The organism is Streptomyces violaceusniger Tu 4113 (genome assembly GCF_000147815.2).
GTDB classification, from domain to species: domain Bacteria; phylum Actinomycetota; class Actinomycetes; order Streptomycetales; family Streptomycetaceae; genus Streptomyces; species Streptomyces violaceusniger_A.
Map to the genome: position 1 here is coordinate 4,991,235 of NC_015957.1, position 17,656 is coordinate 5,008,890.

Sequence of the window (17,656 nt, forward strand, 5' to 3'; positions counted from 1 at the left end):
GGAACTCGCGGGGGGTCGGAGCGGTGCGGCGTATGGCTGGATCGATGCTCGCAGCGTTCAGGATGTCCCATATCTGGATGCGGCGATCGGGTGCCGGAGACGAGCCAGCTCGCCCTGGATCCGCCTGTGACCCCACCCCACGTTTTCCCGGGCCAGGCGCAGTATCAGCTTCCTGAGCGCCGCCCTGGTCTGTGGTCGCCCGGTCCGGCCGCGCGCTGTAGTCTTATTTCGCCGCGATGAACCTGCGATGCCAGGTGAACAGTGTGGCGGGCGTGACCGGGAAGACCTCACGCCACCGGCAGCGGGGTATCAGGCCCGACAACGCAGCCAGCCAGAACCGGTCAACGGGCTCATACCGGACCCTGCCGTTCATCTGACGACGCAGCACCGCGTTCTGCGGACCTGTGCCGTGCCGGGTCAGACGGTGAACTGGCCGGGGTGGGCGGCGGCCCAGTCCTCGGCCCACGTCGCCGGGGGCTCGGTGAGCAGCTGCCCCGGAGCCAGCCACTCGTACAGCTCCGCGTGGGAGCGGACGGTGAAGGGGTCGACCCGCGTCCGCAGCATGTGCGGACGCAGCTCGGTGGGGTCATGGATGCCCATGGACGCCATGATCTGCATCGCCCCGTACACCGTGGCCCGCTGGAACCGCTCCACGCGCGCCGACTTGTCACCCACGTCCAGTGCGCGGGCCCGCCGAGGATCCTGCGTGGCCACCCCGACGGGGCAGGTGTTGGTGTGGCAGCGCTGGGCCTGGATGCACCCGGTGGCGAACATCATCGCCCGCGCCGCGTTGGTGTAATCCGCCCCCTGCACCATCCGCTTCACCATGTCGCTCCCGGTGGCCACCTTGCCGCTGGCGCCGACCCTGATCCGGTCCCGCAACCCCGTGCCGACCAGCGCGTTGTGCACCGTGATCAGGCCCTCGGACAGCGGCGTGCCAACATGGTCGGCGAACTCCAGCGGGGCCGCGCCGGTGCCCCCTTCGGCCCCGTCCACCACGATGAAGTCCGGAGTGACGCCCTCGCTCAGCATGGCCTTGCACACGGCCAGAAACTGCCGCCGCGAGGTGAGGCACAGCTTGAAGCCGGTGGGCTTGCCACCCGCCAGCTCCCGCATCCGGCCGATGAACCGCACCAGCTCGCGGGGTGTGGAGAACACCCGATGGTACGGCGGCGACACCACCGTCTGCCCCTGCGGCACCTCGCGCACCCTCGCGATCTCCGCGTTGACCTTGCTGCCCGGAAGCACTCCGCCCATGCCCGGCTTCGCGCCCTGCGACAGCTTGAGGGAAACACACTTCACCTGGTCATGGGCCGCCTTCTCGGCGAACATGGCCGCATCGAAGTCACCGTCGTCCGTCCGGCATCCGAAATACCCGGTTCCGATCTCCCAGATCAGATCGCCACCGTGGCGCAGATGGTATTCCGAAAGACCGCCCTCACCCGTGTCCTGCGCGAAACCGCCCAGGGCCGCACCACGGTTGAGCGCGAGGATCGCGTTGGCCGACAGAGATCCGAAGCTCATCGCCGAGATGTTCAACAGCGCCATGTCGTAAGGCTTGGCACAGTCCGGCCCGCCAATCCGGACCCTGGGCGGCTGGTCCGGCGTGGCCTTGGGCGCCAGCGAAGGGACCAGGAACTCGTACCCCGCCGCACCGACGTCCCGCTCCGTCCCGAACGGCTCCTCGGCGTCCACACCCTTCGCCCGTTCGTACACGATGCTGCGCACGTCACGGTCGTACGGGCGACCGTCGTAGTCGCGCTCGATGAAGTACTGCTGCAGCTCCGGCCGTAGCGCCTCCAGCAGGAACCGCAGATGGCCCAGTAGCGGATAGTTGCGCAGGACGGAGTGCTCGCGCTGCACCACATCCCGGACCGCCACGGCCGTCATGGCCGCCGCCACCACGACCAGAAGCCACCACCACGGCGATACCCACCACGCGAGCGCCGCGCCGAGCGCCACCGTCAGGGCAGGACCAGTCAGCAATACGAGTCTCAGCATGTCGCACGGCTACCCCACTCGCACCAGTCGATGCGGTTACCTCCGCCGGGTCGAACCGGACCGTGTGCGAAGTGTGCGCACGGCCTGCCGGATGACCGCCACGGCGGACACTCCATGGGGACCTCGGCCGAGCCGGGACGGGGTGCCGGTCGGGCGCTTCCTCCGGGACAACCCGATGAGGCGCAGTCCCCGGTCCAGGCGGTGCAGGGCGGAAGTCATGGCAGATATCCCATCGTCAGAATGGCGAAAATGGCGGGACGCCCGACTATCGGCTTCCCCTCAGCTGACGCGCTATGCGTGGTGGATACGTCGGCCCGCCACACCGCTGATTTTGCAGCGGGTGTGGAGGCGGCGTACCGGGGCAGTCGGCAGTGACGATCTTGATGTCACCACACGAGGGGACCGCCACCCATGGCCACTTCCGGCCGTCGGCCGCGTATCGGGCGTCAGTACGCCTTCAGCCTGCGGAATCTCTCAGTCTGCTTCGGGCTGATCGCCATCGTTGTCTTCGGGGTGGGGGTCACCGTAAGAGCCGCCGGCGGCGCGACCGGCGCCCAACCTGCCGCCGCCGTGGCCGTGGGACTGCTCACTCTTTTGGCCGCCGTCGTGATGCGCCACCGCCGTACGGCCCCCGCTTCCCCCGAGGAGGATTCCCTCGGAGCAGCTGACTTCGAGGCGATGACGGCCAGTGAGTTCGAGCAGGCGGTGGCGGACCTGTGTGAACGGGACGGCTGCCGGGTCAGCCGGGTGGAGGGCGGCGCGGGCGACCTGGGCGCGGACGTCCTCGCCACCGCCCCCGACGGCCAGCGCATTGTCATCCAGTGCAAGCGATACGACTCGACTCACAGGGTCGGCTCGCAGGATGTTCAGCGCTTCGGCGGAACGTGCTTCGCCGTCCACGACGCCCAGATCGCTGCGGTGGTCACGACCAGCGAGTTCACCAAGCCCGCCGCCGAGTACGCCACGCAGTGCGGAATCCTGTGCATCGACGGGCAGGAGCTCGCCACGTGGGCAAGCACGGGCCCGGCTCCGTGGACGGAGTAACGCAACGGCGCCATCCCGTTAGCCTCTGTAGTCGATGTCGCCTCGCTCGCAGATCTGCCGGGCGATGTCCCGCAGCTTGATGTTGCGTTCCTGGGACACGCGCCGCAGTAGGGCAACGCGGCTCGCGGACTCGGGCCAGACCTCCTGCGGCTCGGCGAAGTCCTGGATCCGGTAGACCGGACGGCTGCGGAGCGCGGCGTCGAAGCACCGGCCCTCGGCGAGTCCGTACGCGTGGACTTCAGCAAGGTGGTAGGCCGAGGACGCAGGGCAGTCGCAGTTGGCGTGGCGCCTGTGACGTCGAGTCGACCATGGGACGGCCGACCCGTGTGGGTAAGCCCACTTCCGTGCGATCAGGCGACGGTGGCGGCGTCGGACACCATGCCGAGCGCGGCCCGGCGGCCCAGCTCCTCGAGGGTCGGGTTGCATCGTACGACTCTGATCGTCGCAGTGGCTCCTCACAGGGGGATGTTGCCGTGCTTCTTGGGTGGCAGGGACGCGCGCTTGGTGCGTAGCTGGCGCAGGCCGCGTACGACGTGGTGGCTGGCGGTGTGCACAGCGCGTGCGGGCGCACCCGGCAGTCCGGAGGGCGCCGCGCGGCCTGTCGGGTTTCTGGGCGGCGTGTGGATGCTCTGGCAGAACCCCGCCGGCACCGCACGGCGGCGGAACCCGAGGCCGTGTCCGAACTGATCAGCCAGTGCGCCGGGCTGCCGTTGGCGCTCGGCCTGGTGACCGCGCACGGCACCGTCCGCCCCGATTCGCCGCTCGCTCTGCTGGCCGAGGGCCTCCGCGAGGCGGCCGGCCGGCTGGACACCCTGGAGGCCGACGGCCTGGAGGGCGGACTGAGGGCCGCCTTCGCCTCCTCGTACCTGGCCTGTCCCCGGCGGCGGCCGGGACGCCGTCCCCCGACTCCCGGCCACTGACACTCGCCGGCCAGCCGGAGGCGCAGTCCTGGCTGGAGGCCCGGCACGCCGTGCTGCTGGCGACTCGGCGCCTGGCCGCCGAGGAGGGCCTGGGACGAAGTGGTCTGGCGGTCGCCTGGGTGCTGGACACCTGCCACCGCCGCAACGGCCACCTCCACAGCCGGCTCGCCGCCTGGCGTGAGGGCCTGGAAGCCACCCGGCGGCTCGGCGACCCGGGGGCGGAGACGCTCGCCCACCGCAATCTGGGCGTCGCCCGCATCCGCTCCGGCCGCCAGGGGAGGCGCTGGACCACCTCCACCAGGCCATGTCCTCAGCCCCGACGAGTTCGAGGAAAAGCACGACGCCAACCAGGCAACGGCCGAACCGGTGAATGTGAAGCCACGTCAACCCGCCCTGACCAGCTCGTCAGCACCTTCCGCACAGCGGGGGAACCTCAGCCGTCCACGCATACCGGCGCGCTGCCTGAGCTGCACGGACGACTTCCGGCTCTCCGACATCTCATGCGACGGCAACTCCGTGTACGCCCCATACCAGCGCGCCGGGGCGAGCAAGCGAACCCTGAGCAACACCAGGGGCTGTCACACCCACACCGACTTCAACCGCAGCTTCACCAACGGCCAGACCATCAAGTACCGCGTCTGCGTGAAGGTCGCCCTCGAACCCGACAACTGCAGCGCCTGGAAATGGGACACCACGGGCTGACCACCCCGGCGACCGGACGGGCCCGCCCCGCCCGGTCGCCGGTATGCCTACAGCCGAGCACTGCGCAGCCAGCGCAGCGAGGCAAGACCCAATGCGGTCATCATGGCCACGATGTTGGGATCGGCGGCAGGCCCGGCCGCGGCAGCGGTCCGCAGGAGAAATCCGGAGTGCAGGGCGAGCACCTCGTTGATCCGGGCGGGGTCGAGATCGCGGGTCAGCGGGTGGTTCTCGGCGATCGGCCGCGGGTCCACGCCGCTGAGGGAGGCGCTCGACACCAGGGTGACCACGTCACAGTGACGGGGGCCGATCCAGGCGTGTGGCCAGTCGACGACGAAGACACGGTCCGCGGTCAGCATGATGTTGAACGGGTACAAGTCTCCGTGCAGAAGAGTGGCGCCCTCCAGCGAAGCGTTCTCTTCCAGGGCGACGAGTTGGTCGAAATGGTGGGCCGCCCACGGTGACAGCTCCTCGACCTTGGACATGACAGCGGCATCGTCCGCCATCGCCGACCATCCTCCGAGGCGCGGCTTGCCCAAGATCGTCTCGTTCACGGGCGATGGCGTCAGGACCTCCGCCATATCGGTGACGGCCGCGAGCACTGTGTCGAGCTCTTCCCGCTGCCAGGGCTGGGCGGGCAGATGTCCCACGATCTCTTCGAAGGCCAGCACGACCCAGGTGCCGTCGTCGTACGCATCGAGCAACCGCGGCGCCGGCACCTCCCTGGGAAGCCGCTCGGACACGGCGATCTCCCGGCGGTGGAAGTCCGCCACCGCCGGTGCCATCAGTGAGCTGGCCGCCTTGATGAAGGCACGCTTGCCGTTCTCCAGACGCACTCGTGCGGCGAGCCCCTCGGAAAACCCGCCCCGCTGGCTGATCGCATGGGCCACCGGGCTGCCGAGCAGCTGCCCGATCCGGGCCGTCACCTCGCGAGGCATCGCCGCCCAGTCCATCCTTCGGCTGCCTGTGGCCTCGGGCAGGCCCAGGTGTGCCGCCACGAGTCCCTCGCCGGTATCGCGTGTCATGATGATCTCCCCGTCTTCAGCGGCCGAGTAGCGGATGGTGGCCGGCGTGCTCAGCTCCGCGGGTGCGCTCCACCGTTCTGGGCCACCGCGTAACCGGGCACGGACGGCCATCGGACGGTCAGCACCACCGACTCCTCCTCCGCGAACCATGAATGGTCGACTCCGTGCCCCCACACGACGTAATCACCCTGCTCTTCCAGAAGAACGTCGCGGCCGGGGAGCTCCACGCGGAAACGGCCGCTGATGAGAACCAGGAGAGCCGTGCGTTCCTCGCCCCTCACCCACTCCGCTCGTTCGTCGCCACGAGGGTGGACGCCCCATTTGATCTCCACGGCCTCGCTGTGGCGCGGATCGCCGACATCCTTGAAGTGTCCGAGGAGCCACCCCCGGTCCAGTGCCGCATCCTTGCCCGCATTGCCCACGTACACGCTGTCGCTCACGGTGCCGGACGCTAGCAGCTCCTCGTGTGCGCATCTCGGCATCCCCGTGGCTGTCGCGTCCTCATCGTACGGCGGCCGGGGGCGGGGCCGCAGGACGGTGCCCAGGACGTGTGTCGTGGGGAAGTAGCCCGCCTCGCGGGAGTCGTAGCTGTTGTGGGTGTTGTCGCCCAGGAGAACCAGTGCCCCGGGTGGGACGGAGCCACCGGCGGCGTACGGCTCCGGGAGGGCTCCCGGGGGTGGTCGGTCGCCCGCCACCGCCGCCACCCGCTTGATCATCCACTCTTGTGCGGTACCCACGGCCGCTACCGCCTGGTTCGGGGTGGGTGACGAGCGCCCGTCGTCCTCCTGTCGCACGACGACCACGTGCCCGACCGCGTACCGTCCGCCGCGCCGCACCAGCACTCGCTCCCCGTCGCGGTACGTGGGTTCCATGCTCCCGCCCCGTACGGTCACGACCACGAGTGTCCGCCGCAGTACCGTCCCCGTGATGAGAGCCGTCCCCAGGGCCATCCCCAGTCCCAGTACCATCAGACCCATCACACGGCCTCTTCCGGCGCTACCGGAGACTCCTCGGCGGAGAGCTGATAGCCACCGGCCTGGAGCGTGAAGAGCCGCGCGTACTCGCCGCCCGCCGCCATCAGCAGGGTGTGGTTTCCCCGCTCGGCGACCCGCCCGTCCTTGAGCACGACGATGATGTCCGCGTCCCGCAGCGCACTGAGCCGGTGTGAGATCAGCAGGCTGGTACGGGTGTTCCGCTCGCTCCGCAGGGACGCGTGGATCTCGTGCTCCGCCTCCGCGTCGAGTCCGGCCGATGGCTCGTCGAGGATCATCAGTTCGCGGCGCGTACAAGCATCCCGCAGGAACGCCCTCGCCAGCGCCAGCCGTTGCCACTGACCGCCGGAGAGGACCACGCCCGTCTCCGGGTTGCCCTTGTCCTCCGCCGTGAAGAACATCCGGGTCAGCAAGGTGTCGTAGCCCCGGGGGAGTTCGGCCAACTGGCGGTCGATCCCGGCCCGTTGGGCGGCCTGGCGCATCCGCTCATGCGATCGTTCCCCATCCGTCAGCACGGTGAGGTCGCCGAGTGCGATGTTCTCCGCCGCCGTCATGTCGTACTGCATATAGTCCTGGAACACCGCGCCCACGCGTTCCCGCAACCGCGCCGGATCTACGTCACGGATGTCCACGCCGTCCCACAGGATCGCGCCGTGCGTCGGGTCGTAGAACCGGCAGAGCAGCTTCACCAGAGTGGACTTGCCCGCCCCGTTGAGCCCGACGAGGGCCAGCGCACGGCCCTGCGGAATGTGCAGGTCGACGCCGCGCAGCACCCATGGGAGATCGGGAGAGTAGCGGAACCAGACGTCCCGGAGTTCGATCCCGTGGCGCAGTGTCGGCAACGGGCGGGGTCGGTCCGCGACCGGGAGGTCCGAAGTGGCCTGCGTCACCGCCGTGTAGTGGTCGAACATCAGCAGCGTCTGCTGGCCCTGCGCGGCGTCGCCCGCCAACGAGGCCAGCGCCCCCTGCACACCGGCGATCGCGGCCACGAACATGGTCACATCGCCCACCGACAGCGCCCCGCCACGCGCCGCGAGGACCGCCCAGAGCAGTCCACCGCCGGAGACCAGCGCCGCCAGTCCGCCCAGCCCCGTCTGTACGGCGATTTCTCGCCGGTTCATGGCCCGCTTCGCGGCGTTGGCCGTACGCCGTTCCATCAGCATCCGGTCGCGCAGAAACGGGCCGATGCCGAAGAGCCGGACCTCCTTGGCCGCCTCCACACTCGACAGCAGATCGGCGTAGAAGAACTCCCTCCGCTCGACCGGCCCGACCTCCCACAGCATCCGCGCCCGCCGCCGTGCCAGGGCCACTTCCGACCACAGCACGGGCACCCCCGCCACCAGCAGAATCCCGGCCATCACCGGGCTGACGAGGAGGAGCGAACCGAGGAATCCACCGATGGTCGCCCCGGCGCGCACGACACCCAGGATGCTCTCCGCGACATGGGTGGCCGTCTCGTGGCCCGCCTGCTGGGCCAGCCGCAGGCGGTCCAGGAAGTGCGGGTTCTCGAACTTCCCCAGCCCGACGAAGCCATCGACCGCGGCGAACAGCCGGTCCTGCATCTCCAGCCCCACCCGGCGGTCCAGCTCCGCTCGCGCGTATCGCATGGCCTGCGAGGCCACCACCGCCGTCACACCGAGGCAGGCCATCGCCGTACCGGGCAACAGCAGCGTTCCCGGGGCACCGCTCGCCAGATCGTCCATGACCAGCTTCATCAGCCAGGCTGTCGCCAGCGGCAGCGCGCTCACCAGCAGCGACAGTGCTATGTGGAGCAGCAGGGTGCCGGGGGCGGCGCGGGCGGTGACCGCGCAGACGGCGGCGAGTCGCCGCAGCGCGATCGCGGCGCGCGCCGAGTGCCCGGAGCTGCGCCCCGAGTGCCCGGAGCTGCGCCCCGAGTGCCCGGAGCTGCGCCCCGAGTGCCCGGAGCTGCGCCCCGAGTGCCCGGAAGGGGCGTCGGAAGTGGCGCGGGCGGTGTCCGCCGCCGACTCCTCATGGCCGCCTCGCCCGCGCACGGTGCTCACACCGGGAGCGTCGGCCGGGACAGGTCCACCGCGTCGTCGGTGACCACGACATCGCCCTCGGCGTCCGGCGCGACCATGAGCACCGTGGGAAACGCCATGATCTCGAATGCCGCGCCCATGGGGTCCTCGTTGCGGGTCTGGGTCACGACCTTCGCCACCGACCGCAGTTCGGTGACCATGGGCGCGGCCAGGCCCTCATCGCCCACCACGGCGGCCAGCACCCGATCGCGTCCGCCGGGCATCGTACGGGCGTACTCCATGAACTTCGGCAGTTGCTCCTTGCACGGTCCGCAGGTCGGCGTGAAGAAGCCCACCAAAGTGGTCCCGGTCATCGTGGCGCGGCTCAACGGCTCGCCGTCCACGGTGTGGGTGGCGAACTCACCCACCGGCTCGCCGAGTTCGATCGCCGAGCGTGGCCGGTCGACGGCCCTCGCCGCCAGCAGATCGCCGTGCTCCCGCAGGCGCTTGATCACGCCCAGGGTGAGGATCAGGTCCAGCGAACACAGTGCCCCCACGAGCACCACGGCGCTGATCAGGACTGGCATGGTTCCTCCCGGATGTCCCGGATATCCCGGATGGCCTTCGGATGGTGTGTGCGCGCGTCGAATCGGGGATCCGCCGGGCCCTGGACGGACCGAAGAGCTCGGCCAAGTCGTCGAGTACGGTCACCAGGGCACCCGCGACGAGCCCGGCCGCCGCCGCCACGAGGGCTCCCGTCGCCGTCGCCGGAGCCTGGTCCGCCAGTGTCATCAGGCCGGCCGCCGCTGCGACGGCGGTCAGCAGCACATTGCGCAGGAGATGGCGACGGCCGAGCGGGGCCGCCGAGGCCCCGAAACACCGGCAGGCGGCGCCCGTTCCCCGCCGTATCGTGCGGGCTATCGCCGCCGCGAAGACGCTCAACAGCCCCGCCGCGAGGGTCAGCCCGGCCACGGTGGCGCCGTCCGGCGGCAGGATGAGCAGGGCACAGACCGCGCCCTCCGCTGTGACCACGGCCGCCGCCGCGGATCCGACCAGCCGTGGTGGCACCACTCCCATGGCGGGCAGCGACTCCACGAAGGCCGCGAACCTCCCCCGGCCCGCCGACTTGCTCAGGAAGGCGATCAGGAAGACCACGCCGATCATGGCCCGGACCGCGATCACCAGATACTGCACGGCAACCCTTTCAATCGAGGTAAGGAGCGCGGGCTGAGCGTGAAGGCGGCCCCCGAATGCCCCCGTTGGCCATTCGGGGGCCGCCTGCCCGCTGTCGTTCAGCGGTGCGCCGCGCACGCCGTCGTCCAGGAGCAGACGGCGGTCAGCGCGGCCCTGCGTGGCGTCAGCAGCCCACGCAACCGGCGCAGTCGAAGCCTCCGGCCGAGTTCTTGCAGCAGCGGGCGTTGCAGCTGCACTGACCGCCGTACTGCCGGTTGCACTGCCAGCATTGCGGCCAGCACTGCTTCACCTGCACGGCCGAGGCCTCCACCTGGGGAACGAACAGGCCGAGCAGCCTGCTGCCCATCGTGGTGAGCGTCCTGTACATGTCCACCCTCCTTCCGTCGAGTCCGGCCCGGCTGTGTGGACTGGGCGCGGGCCGATGTTGGGTCGAGCCGACAGGCGGCGCCTGCCGACTCCGCCACCATCGCGATCCGGCAGGAGGGATGTCTTGTACGAATGCGACGCCGAGTGGGACGCCGAATGTGCCGCCCTCACTCGGCGAGCAGAACGCTGGTGACCTGATCGGGTAGGAAGTCCAGCGGGTCGCCGGGCTTGGAGGACGCCCGGCAGGTTCCGAACCGGCCCGGCGTACAGCCGACCCGGTCCTTGAAGGCCCGGGTGAAATGGGCCTGGTCGAAGTAGCCCGCGAGGGCCGCAGCCTCCGCCCACGGCAGACCGCCGTCCTGCAGGCGCAGCGCCTCCTGCAGCCGCATCACCTGGGCGAACTGCTTGGGTGGCAGGCCCACTTGCTCGCGGAAGCGCCGCTCCAGCCGTCGGCGGCTCCATCCGGTCTCGGTGGCCAGATCCCCCACGCGCATCCGGCCGTGGGTGCGTCCCAGCCGCCGCCACGTCCAGATCACCTCGGGCGCGCACTCCGGCCCGGCCTGGGCCGCGAACACCCCGTCCAGCAGGGCGAAGCGCGATGTCCAGTCGCGGCACTCGGACAGGCGGCAGAGGAGACGGCCCGCCTCCCGGCCGAGGAGATCGGCCGGGTCCAGATTGCGCTCTGCCAGCTCGGCCATCGGCATGCCGAAAAAGCGGAAGGCCGCGATCGGCGTCAGCATGACCGTCACGCCGGATAACTGGCCGGTGTGCTCGCCCAGCGTGGCGGTGGCCCGTAAGCCGTTGATCATTGAGGTTCCCGTGACGGACTGGCGCGGATCCACCGCGTCGACGATCCGCACCGGCTCGCCGAACCCGAGCATCACCTTCACCACACCGTCCGGCACCAGCAGCCGACATCGGGGCTGACGCGCCCCGAACCGGAAGCCCCGGTATCCCAGCACATGCTCGCGCACGGCGCCGCCGGGTTTCCTGGTGATCAGCTCTCGCGAATCCGCCGCACTCGATAAGGTCCTCGGCGGGTGCTTCTCGTGCATTTCGTCTTCCCCCTCGTGTCCGTGGATCGGTCACATAAGGCCCATCGTGTCCGGCGCGGTGAGACGGCGGCCACAGGGATCAGGCCAAAGCGGACGGCGAGGTGGTCCGGCCGCCTCAGACGGTCGGCAAGGTGCGCTTGCCGGGGGTCGGCGGGCTCCATCGGGGGTCCCTGCCGCTCAGGGCCAGTGCGCGGTCGAGCAGAGGCGCATGGGCCTCCTGCGGCACCTCGTCCCCGAGGAGGCCCGAGCCGCGCATCCGAGGTGCCTCACGCGTGTAGACGCCGAATGTGGCCTTGGCCAGGGACGCGGGGACAGTGATGGGCTGACCGGTGGCCACCGCCGTGTCCCACGCGTGGACGGTGAATTCGGCGATGAGAATCTCGCCGAGCGTAGTGGCGGCCATGGGCGGTCCGCCCAGGCTCGCCTCCCCCTCCCACGCCGTCGGCTCGGACCAGGCTCTGGCCGCCGGTTCCGCTTTGCCGGCCAGCAGCGGAGCCCACTCGGACTCCGGCTGTCCGGCATGGAAGGGCACGAGCTCGGCGGTCAGCAGGCTGGGGTCCAAAGTCCATAGGACTGACCGTGGATCTCCTCAACGACGCCTGCGACGGCCCCCGGGCCGGCGTTCCCGCCGCGATCTGGAAGGTCGTGGCCCTCGCCGCGACCTCCGCCGGAGACGTCGGCATCACCTACGCGCCTCCTGGCCGCGCCTGATGTAGGTGTCGTGAAAGGCGTGTCGGTGAGAACCGACTCCGGCTGCCCCCCTGACTGTCGTCGCTGACGCTGGAAGGGCGTCGCCGATTGTGCGAGCGCGCGGACGCCGGGCGTCCGATCGCGCACGTCGCGGCGGAAGCCGGGATCTCCCGCCGCTGCCTGGCCAAGTGGTATGCCCGCTGGCGCGCACACGGCGAGAACGGCCTGCTGGACCATTCCTCCCGGCCCGCCACCAGCCCGGCCCGCACCGCCGAGGACATCGCGGACCTGGTGGAGGCGCTGCGGCGGCAGACCCAACATGGGCCCGCCCGCCTCGCCGCGGACCTGAAACGCCTGCACGGGGTCACGGTCGCGCCGGCCACCGTGCACCGTGTCCTGGTGCGCCGAGGACTCAACCGGCTACGGGACCTCGATCCGCCCACGGGCGAACAACTGCGCGAGGTCATCCGCTACGTGCACGACCAGGTCGGTGGCCTGGTTCACGTGGACATCAAGAAGCTCGGACGCATCCCCACTGGGGGCGGCTGGCGCATGCACGGCGTCGGTTGCCAGGCCCCGTCGCCACCGCACCGCTGCTCGGTATCTGCTGGGTGGCGCAGTGGATGTTGCCGCCGCCGAGGAGGAGTTCGCGGGTAGGGAGGCCGACGACCGTGTGGTGCGGGTGGATCCTGGCGAGGCGGGCGAGGGCTTCGTCGTCGTGTTCGGGGTCGAGCAGGGGGACGAAGAGGTGGTCCTCCGTGGTGTAGAAGTTGGTGTAGGAGGCGGCGAGCCGGGGGCGTGGCGCGGTGCCGGTGGTCGGGACTCCGTGACGGTCGATGCCTCGAAGCTCGGCCTCGGTGGCGTGCAGCGGGCCGGGCAGCGGCAGTTTCTCCACCCGGAGGGTACGGCCTCTGGCGTCCTGGACGTTTCTCAGGTCTTCCAGGGCGCGTGCGCTGCGCTCGTACTGGGGGTCGCTCGTGTCGTCAGTCCAGGTCAGACAGACCACCCCGGGGGCGGCGAAGCACGCCATGTTGTCCACGTGGCCGCGCGTCCCGTCGTAGGCGAGGCCCCACTCGATCCACACGGTGCGGGTCACTCCGAGGTAGGCCGCCATGAGGTGATGCATGGCGGTGCGTGAGGGGGCGTCGTTGCGGGCGGGGTCGAGCAGGGTCTCGGCCGTGACGAGGGCGGTTCCCTCCCCGTCGACGTGGAAGGAGCCGCCCTCCAGCACGAGCGGGGCGCGGTAGCGGTCGGTGGCGGTGAGGTCGAGCACCCTTTGGGCGTACTGGTCGTCGGTGGCCCAGTACGGGTAGCGGTTGCCGTAGCCGTTGAAGGCGAAGTCCACGCCGCGACGCCGCCCGGTGCCGTCGACCACGAAGGTGGGGGCGATGTCCCGGGCCCAGCCCAGCCAACTGGTCATCTCCACCACGCGGACGCGGGAGTCGAGGCGGGAGCGGGCGTGTGCGTACTGGTCGCCGGTGACCGTGACGGTGACTGCCTCCCCGGTGTCCGCGACGGCGTTGGCGAGGGCCGCGAGGGCGCGCTGCGCGGGGCGGGCTCCTTCGCGCCAGACGTAACCGTTCTGCGGCCACGCCATCCAGCATCCGTCGTGCGGCTCCCATTCGGCCGGCATGCGGAAGCCGTCCGCGGCGGGCGTGCTGTCCACGGTCCTCATCGCGCACCCCCTCGATGGCGTTCGAGGACGAAGGCGACCGACGGCGGCGCAGGCTCGGGGTCCCGCGTCCGTGAAGGCACTTGGGCGGTGATGCGGGTGCGCGCGTTCCTGCGGTGGCGGACCATCCACACGACGAGCGGGATGAGGACGGCGAATTCCAGCGGTGGCGTGAGCGAGGCGGCCGTGGACACCGGCAGGGTCAGCACGAGCAGAACACGCGCCACGGCCTCTGCCATGAGTCCGGCACCGCATACCAGCGTCTCCGTGCGGTGCGCGCGGAGCAGGATCGGGTCGTGCAACGGTTGACCGTGCAGCCTGCTGGCCAGATGGACGGTGGCGGGCGTGGCGGTGAGGCAGCTTGTGAGGAACACGAATCCGGCGAGTGCGCTGACCAGTGGGTCACGCAGGAGCAGCGGCTGGGGTTCGGAGGTCACGGCGGCGAAGGCGGCCGAAAATCCGTACATGAGGAGCATGGCAAGGGCCAGGCCGTCGGCACGCCGGTCGTGCAGGACGGTGGCCGCGAGCCAGAGGGCCGCCACTCCGGTCGCGGTCAGGAGCGCGGGGAGTGTGGCCAGACCCGCGAGGAGACAGCCGTAGTACGCAAGGGGCGAGATGCCCAGGTCGAGGGCCAAGCGGGCCAGGCGGCCGAGGCGGCGCGTGCGCGCGGGCGCCGACGGCCGGGCCGACTGCGGTACTGAAGGCGAAGAGGTCGGCTCCGACGGGTCCATGGTTTCTCCTGATCCTGGTCACCGGGAGGGGGGCTGAGCGGCAGCCAAATTTTTTAGCACCTTCGTGCCAAAAAAATCGTAGCACGGTCGTGCTATAAAAGTTGCATGCCGAAGATAGTGGATCCTGAGCAGCGCCGCCGCGACGTCGTGGACGCCGTCTTCCGGGTCGTGGCCCGCGGCGGCATCCAGCAGGCCACACTCCGGAACGTCGCCGCCGAGGCCGGCCTCGCCGTCGGGTCCGTACGGCACTACTTCGCCAGCCACCGCGAGCTCCTGATGGCCGCGGCCCGCGAGATGGTGCGCCGGGTGGAGGTCCGAGTGGCGGCCCAGCGGGAGCGGCGGCACCCCGGGGACGACCCGTACCTGGTGGCGCAGGAGGTGGCGGGTCAGTTCCTGCCGCTCGACGCGGGGCGCGCCGACGAGACCGCCGTCTGGCTGGACTTCGTCGCGGCTGCCCGCACCGACCCTGCCCTGGGCGAGATCGCCGCCGAACTCCACGACGGGCTGCGGGCCGTCGCCGGGCGTCTGCTGCACCGTCTGGGCGTGGACGATCCGGTGGCGGCGGAGCATCTCGCCGCAGTACTCGATGGACTCACCCTTGGCGCGACGCTCCACCCCGACCGCCTGAGTCCGGACACCATCCGGGCCGTCCTGTACCGGCACCTGACCCAACTGCTCGGCGCAGCAAACGAGTCCGAGCACCCGGACATATAGGTGCACGCGCGGCAGGCTCCGGGGGCCTTCCACGCAGCCCAAGCGCGACGGCGCTCAGGAACGGCCGCACGCCGGGGCCTCGGTGGTGACGTCCAGCTCGCTCAACCACGCTTCCAGGCCCTGCCGGAGGTTCTCGATGGCGGCCGCGACGTCCGCACCGACACTCAAACCTCGACCCCAGCCGATCGCGGGCAGCCGCCCTGCTCCAGGCGTGCCGAAGGCCGTGCACACCGACGCCGCCGGGCAGGCCCCTCCCCTCCGCGCGCAGACAACGGTCACCGATTGGTGACCGCCTGCCGCCCCGGCGCCGAAGCACGCTGGCCCTCGCTCTACACCGAGGCACGCGCAGATGGCGACCGCACAGCAACTTCGAGGCGTTCGACGCGATGGCGTCGGGGGAGTGGGAACCGAGGGCCGGGGTGTGGCAGGACACCAAGCTGGTGCTGTGGAGAACACCGGCGGCATGGTTCAGCATCAACGCCTTCTGCACCAGAGCCGGGCTAGGAACTGGTACGTGAACTTCGAGCATCCCACCCGCCGCACCGACGACGGATTCGAGACCTTCGACCTGACGATAGACCTGCTCATCGCTTCCGACCTGAGCAGCTGGCAGTGGAAGGACGAAGACGAGTACGCCCACGTGCGGCGCATGGGCATCGTCTCGGACATCGAGCACCAGGCCGTCGACCTCGCCCGCACCCAAGCCCTGGCCATGCTCCAGGCCCGCGCTGGGCTGTTCGTGGACGCCGACCGGTGGGCGTCGTGACACTGGCATGCCTCCTGGCCGCGGCCCCGACTGCCCGAGCGCTCCTCAGGACGTTGAGGCCCCCTTACCCAGGCCGCACGGGCTGCTGCGCGGCTTCTGATCTTCAGCTTGCTGACCATTGATCAAGGTGATGCGCAGACGGTGGAAGGGCGCGTCGAGATGAGCCCCAGCGCCCCCAGCGGCCACCGCATCACCATGGAATGGCCGGTCCCGGTAAACCCCTGAGACCCCGCCCGCGCCGGGTAGCAGTGCCGGCGCCCCGTTGTCGCGCAACCCACCACAGCGTTCTGTTCCAGAGGCCGCCTCCTAACTGTTCGAAGCGGCGTCAACCTCGCTCGGTACTCGTCCCGTTGACGGTCGGACCGCCCGGTTTTGATACGGCTAATCTGTCACCCGGATGGCAGGGAGTGTCCAGTGGGTAACCGTCAGCAGCAGAACGCGCGGAAGAAGAAGGCCCGCGCACAGCACGCTGCGCGCCGGTTCCTGTTTCCCAGTGACGACGAGCCGCTGCCCGAAGTCCGCATCGAAGACGAGGCGTCGGCCTCGGTCAACGAGATGTGCCTGAAGTACTGGGGCCTCACGAAACTCGGTGAGCGGACCTACAAGGTGGCCGACCTCGGCTCGAGTGCCCAGGTGTCCCGGACGGTCAAGGAAACCTGCAGTTCCATCGTGCTGGCTCTTCTTTGTCCTCAGTGCGACAGTCCTGTGACAGCATGGACCCGTTCCGATCTGGCGACGTGGCGGAACTGGCACGTGGAGACCTTCCGTCGCCAGCAGCGGGTCGCCGAATTCCCGTGCGAGCAGTGCTATGAGGCTGCCGCACGGACCAGGCGACGGATCGAACAGGGGCAGGCCCGAAGAGCGCTCTAGGGCGTGTATCGAATGTGCTGATCACAGCCACTCGTTGATGGCTGCGACGAGGACGGTCGCCTCGTAGCGGACCGCGAGCTTGTCGTAGCGCGTCGCCACAGCGCGGTGCCTCTTGAGTCGATTGATCCCGCACTCGACCGCGTGCCGAGCCTTGTAGTCCTCGGCGTCGAACTTGGGCGGCCGACCGCCGCGAGAGCCGCGCTTCTTGCGATTGGCTGTCTGGTCGGCCGTGTCCGGGATGGTGCAGCGGATTCCGCGTCGTCGCAGGTAGGCGCGGTTCCTACGGGAGGCGTATGCCTTGTCGGCGCGGACTCGGTTGGGTCGGGCCCGCGGCCGTCCGGCGCCCGGGCGGGCGACGCGGACCTTCTTCAGGGGGCTCGAACTGTGGGGAGTCGCCTCGCTGTCCGGCCGTGATCACGATGGACATCGGCTTCTGGCCCTGCTCAACGGCCAGGTGCAGCTTGGTGGTCAGGCCGCCGCGCGAGCGTCCGAGACCGTGGTCGTCCGGCTCGACGCCGATCCCGCCGGGGGGCTCCTTCTGCAGGTCCCCCTTTTCCGCGCCCCGGCAGCGTGCTGGTGGGCCCGGCTGACGGTGGAGTCGATGGTGAGGTCCCAGGTGATGAGCTCCCTGGCGTCGGCCTGGGCCTGCAATGCTGCGAAGAGCCGCTGCCAGGTGCCGTCCCGCTGCCAGCGGCGGAACAGGTCGTACGACCCGGCCCAGGGCCCGTACCGCTCCGGCACGTCCCGCCACGGGACGCCGGTGCGGGTACGAAACCGTATGCCATCGATCAGCTGCCGTCTGGTCCATATCGGTGGACGCCCCGGCTTCTTGCCCTTAGGTAACAACGACTCCAGGCGGGCCCACTGCGCATCCGTCAGATCTCCACGTGCCACAAGGCAAGATCATCTCACCCCAAGATCCACTTCCGAAGCACGCC

At 70.1% G+C, this 17,656-nt stretch carries 18 protein-coding genes and 3 pseudogenes; 8 read left to right on the forward strand and 13 right to left on the reverse strand.

The window, feature by feature from the left end; translation table 11 throughout:
- Positions 1–417: 417 nt before the first annotated feature.
- Positions 418–2,001, reverse strand: coding sequence for an FMN-binding glutamate synthase family protein (locus tag STRVI_RS20640; RefSeq protein ID WP_014057603.1), 1,584 nt, complete (start codon positions 1,999–2,001; stop codon positions 418–420).
- Positions 2,002–2,412: 411 nt separating this feature from the next.
- Here STRVI_RS20640 and STRVI_RS20645 point away from each other — a divergent pair, with 411 nt between their 5' ends.
- The 3 genes from STRVI_RS20645 (at position 2,413) to STRVI_RS52085 (ending at position 4,667) form a co-directional block, all read left to right on the forward strand.
- A complete protein-coding gene (locus tag STRVI_RS20645; protein ID WP_014057604.1) occupies positions 2,413–3,045 on the forward strand; it encodes a restriction endonuclease in 633 nt (210 codons plus the stop codon).
- Between the two features lie 674 nt (positions 3,046–3,719).
- A complete protein-coding gene (locus STRVI_RS20650) occupies positions 3,720–3,965 on the forward strand; it encodes a hypothetical protein (protein ID WP_043236219.1) in 246 nt (81 codons plus the stop codon).
- Positions 3,966–4,481: 516 nt separating this feature from the next.
- Positions 4,482–4,667, forward strand: a complete 186-nt coding sequence (locus STRVI_RS52085) for a hypothetical protein (protein WP_150112899.1) — start codon at positions 4,482–4,484, stop codon at positions 4,665–4,667.
- A 47-nt stretch (positions 4,668–4,714) separates the two neighbouring features.
- Here the strand turns inward: STRVI_RS52085 and STRVI_RS20660 are convergent, their stop codons facing one another.
- The 9 genes and pseudogenes from STRVI_RS20660 to STRVI_RS20695 form a co-directional block, all read right to left on the reverse strand.
- Positions 4,715–5,689 carry a phosphotransferase family protein gene (locus STRVI_RS20660; protein WP_014057605.1) on the reverse strand — a complete coding sequence of 325 codons (975 nt, stop codon included), beginning with the start codon at positions 5,687–5,689 and terminating at the stop codon, positions 4,715–4,717.
- Between the two features lie 50 nt (positions 5,690–5,739).
- Positions 5,740–6,129 (reverse strand): hypothetical protein, encoded by a 390-nt coding sequence (locus tag STRVI_RS54535; RefSeq protein ID WP_043239350.1) that lies wholly within the window; start codon positions 6,127–6,129, stop codon positions 5,740–5,742.
- Between the two features lie 105 nt (positions 6,130–6,234).
- Positions 6,235–6,666: pseudogene (locus STRVI_RS54540) on the reverse strand (S26 family signal peptidase); the annotation flags it as partial.
- Complete coding sequence (locus tag STRVI_RS20670) at positions 6,666–8,702, reverse strand: ABC transporter ATP-binding protein (RefSeq protein ID WP_014057607.1); 2,037 nt, start codon at positions 8,700–8,702, stop codon at positions 6,666–6,668. The pseudogene STRVI_RS54540 and the gene STRVI_RS20670, both read right to left, overlap by 1 nt.
- Entirely contained in the window at positions 8,699–9,199 is a 501-nt protein-coding gene (locus STRVI_RS20675; RefSeq protein ID WP_353477075.1) for a TlpA disulfide reductase family protein, read from the reverse strand. The genes STRVI_RS20670 and STRVI_RS20675 overlap by 4 nt, the downstream gene beginning before the upstream one ends.
- Positions 9,081–9,971 (reverse strand): MauE/DoxX family redox-associated membrane protein, encoded by an 891-nt coding sequence (locus tag STRVI_RS56000; protein WP_353477043.1) that lies wholly within the window; start codon positions 9,969–9,971, stop codon positions 9,081–9,083. Before STRVI_RS56000 ends, STRVI_RS20675 begins: the two co-directional genes overlap by 119 nt.
- 46 nt (positions 9,972–10,017) lie before the next feature.
- On the reverse strand, positions 10,018–10,221 hold the full coding sequence (locus STRVI_RS20685; protein WP_014057610.1) for a hypothetical protein: 204 nt from the start codon (positions 10,219–10,221) through the stop codon (positions 10,018–10,020).
- Between the two features lie 166 nt (positions 10,222–10,387).
- Positions 10,388–11,275: a helix-turn-helix domain-containing protein gene (locus STRVI_RS20690; protein WP_014057611.1), complete on the reverse strand. Its 888-nt coding sequence runs from the start codon at positions 11,273–11,275 to the stop codon at positions 10,388–10,390.
- Between the two features lie 115 nt (positions 11,276–11,390).
- The gene (locus STRVI_RS20695; RefSeq protein WP_014057612.1) at positions 11,391–11,837 is read right to left on the reverse strand and encodes a TIGR03086 family metal-binding protein; all 447 of its coding nucleotides are present in this window, start codon (positions 11,835–11,837) and stop codon (positions 11,391–11,393) included.
- 17 nt (positions 11,838–11,854) lie between these two features.
- On the opposite strand from STRVI_RS20695, the gene STRVI_RS55600 reads away from it, so the two are divergent.
- Together STRVI_RS55600 and STRVI_RS56005 are read left to right on the forward strand one after the other, a co-directional pair.
- The gene (locus tag STRVI_RS55600; RefSeq protein WP_014057613.1) at positions 11,855–11,986 is read left to right on the forward strand and encodes a hypothetical protein; all 132 of its coding nucleotides are present in this window, start codon (positions 11,855–11,857) and stop codon (positions 11,984–11,986) included.
- A gap of 87 nt (positions 11,987–12,073) precedes the next feature.
- Positions 12,074–12,352 (forward strand): annotated as a pseudogene (locus STRVI_RS56005) (helix-turn-helix domain-containing protein); the annotation flags it as partial.
- A gap of 124 nt (positions 12,353–12,476) precedes the next feature.
- On the opposite strand, the gene aguA reads toward STRVI_RS56005, so the two are convergent.
- Together aguA and STRVI_RS20705 are read right to left on the reverse strand one after the other, a co-directional pair.
- Positions 12,477–13,640 carry an agmatine deiminase gene (gene aguA / locus STRVI_RS20700; RefSeq protein WP_014057614.1) on the reverse strand — a complete coding sequence of 388 codons (1,164 nt, stop codon included), beginning with the start codon at positions 13,638–13,640 and terminating at the stop codon, positions 12,477–12,479.
- On the reverse strand, positions 13,637–14,368 hold the full coding sequence (locus STRVI_RS20705; protein WP_014057615.1) for a VC0807 family protein: 732 nt from the start codon (positions 14,366–14,368) through the stop codon (positions 13,637–13,639). The genes aguA and STRVI_RS20705 overlap by 4 nt, the downstream gene beginning before the upstream one ends.
- 105 nt (positions 14,369–14,473) lie before the next feature.
- Between STRVI_RS20705 and STRVI_RS20710 the strand changes: the two genes are divergently transcribed.
- The 3 genes from STRVI_RS20710 (at position 14,474) to STRVI_RS20720 (ending at position 16,718) form a co-directional block, all read left to right on the forward strand.
- Positions 14,474–15,082, forward strand: coding sequence for a TetR/AcrR family transcriptional regulator (locus STRVI_RS20710; RefSeq protein ID WP_014057616.1), 609 nt, complete (start codon positions 14,474–14,476; stop codon positions 15,080–15,082).
- Between the two features lie 514 nt (positions 15,083–15,596).
- Positions 15,597–15,848, forward strand: a complete 252-nt coding sequence (locus tag STRVI_RS54545; RefSeq protein ID WP_050993706.1) for a DUF402 domain-containing protein — start codon at positions 15,597–15,599, stop codon at positions 15,846–15,848.
- A 414-nt stretch (positions 15,849–16,262) separates the two neighbouring features.
- Positions 16,263–16,718 carry a hypothetical protein gene (locus STRVI_RS20720; protein WP_014057617.1) on the forward strand — a complete coding sequence of 152 codons (456 nt, stop codon included), beginning with the start codon at positions 16,263–16,265 and terminating at the stop codon, positions 16,716–16,718.
- Between the two features lie 21 nt (positions 16,719–16,739).
- Here the strand turns inward: STRVI_RS20720 and STRVI_RS48130 are convergent.
- Positions 16,740–17,612: pseudogene (locus STRVI_RS48130) on the reverse strand (IS5 family transposase).
- Positions 17,613–17,656: the final 44 nt, after the last annotated feature.

Excerpts from the sequence above, each read along its gene's own strand:
- STRVI_RS20645 (WP_014057604.1), top strand. The coding sequence starts at position 2,413 with ATGGCCACTTCCGGCCGTCGGCCGCGTATCGGGCGTCAGTACGCCTTC.
- STRVI_RS20705 (WP_014057615.1), bottom strand. The coding sequence starts at position 14,368 with ATGGACCCGTCGGAGCCGACCTCTTCGCCTTCAGTACCGCAGTCGGCC.
- STRVI_RS20660 (WP_014057605.1), bottom strand. The coding sequence starts at position 5,689 with ATGACACGCGATACCGGCGAGGGACTCGTGGCGGCACACCTGGGCCTG.
- STRVI_RS20640 (WP_014057603.1), bottom strand. The coding sequence starts at position 2,001 with ATGCTGAGACTCGTATTGCTGACTGGTCCTGCCCTGACGGTGGCGCTC.
- aguA (WP_014057614.1), bottom strand. The coding sequence starts at position 13,640 with ATGAGGACCGTGGACAGCACGCCCGCCGCGGACGGCTTCCGCATGCCG.
- STRVI_RS20685 (WP_014057610.1), bottom strand. The coding sequence starts at position 10,221 with ATGTACAGGACGCTCACCACGATGGGCAGCAGGCTGCTCGGCCTGTTC.
- STRVI_RS20710 (WP_014057616.1), top strand. The coding sequence starts at position 14,474 with ATGCCGAAGATAGTGGATCCTGAGCAGCGCCGCCGCGACGTCGTGGAC.
- STRVI_RS20690 (WP_014057611.1), bottom strand. The coding sequence starts at position 11,275 with ATGCACGAGAAGCACCCGCCGAGGACCTTATCGAGTGCGGCGGATTCG.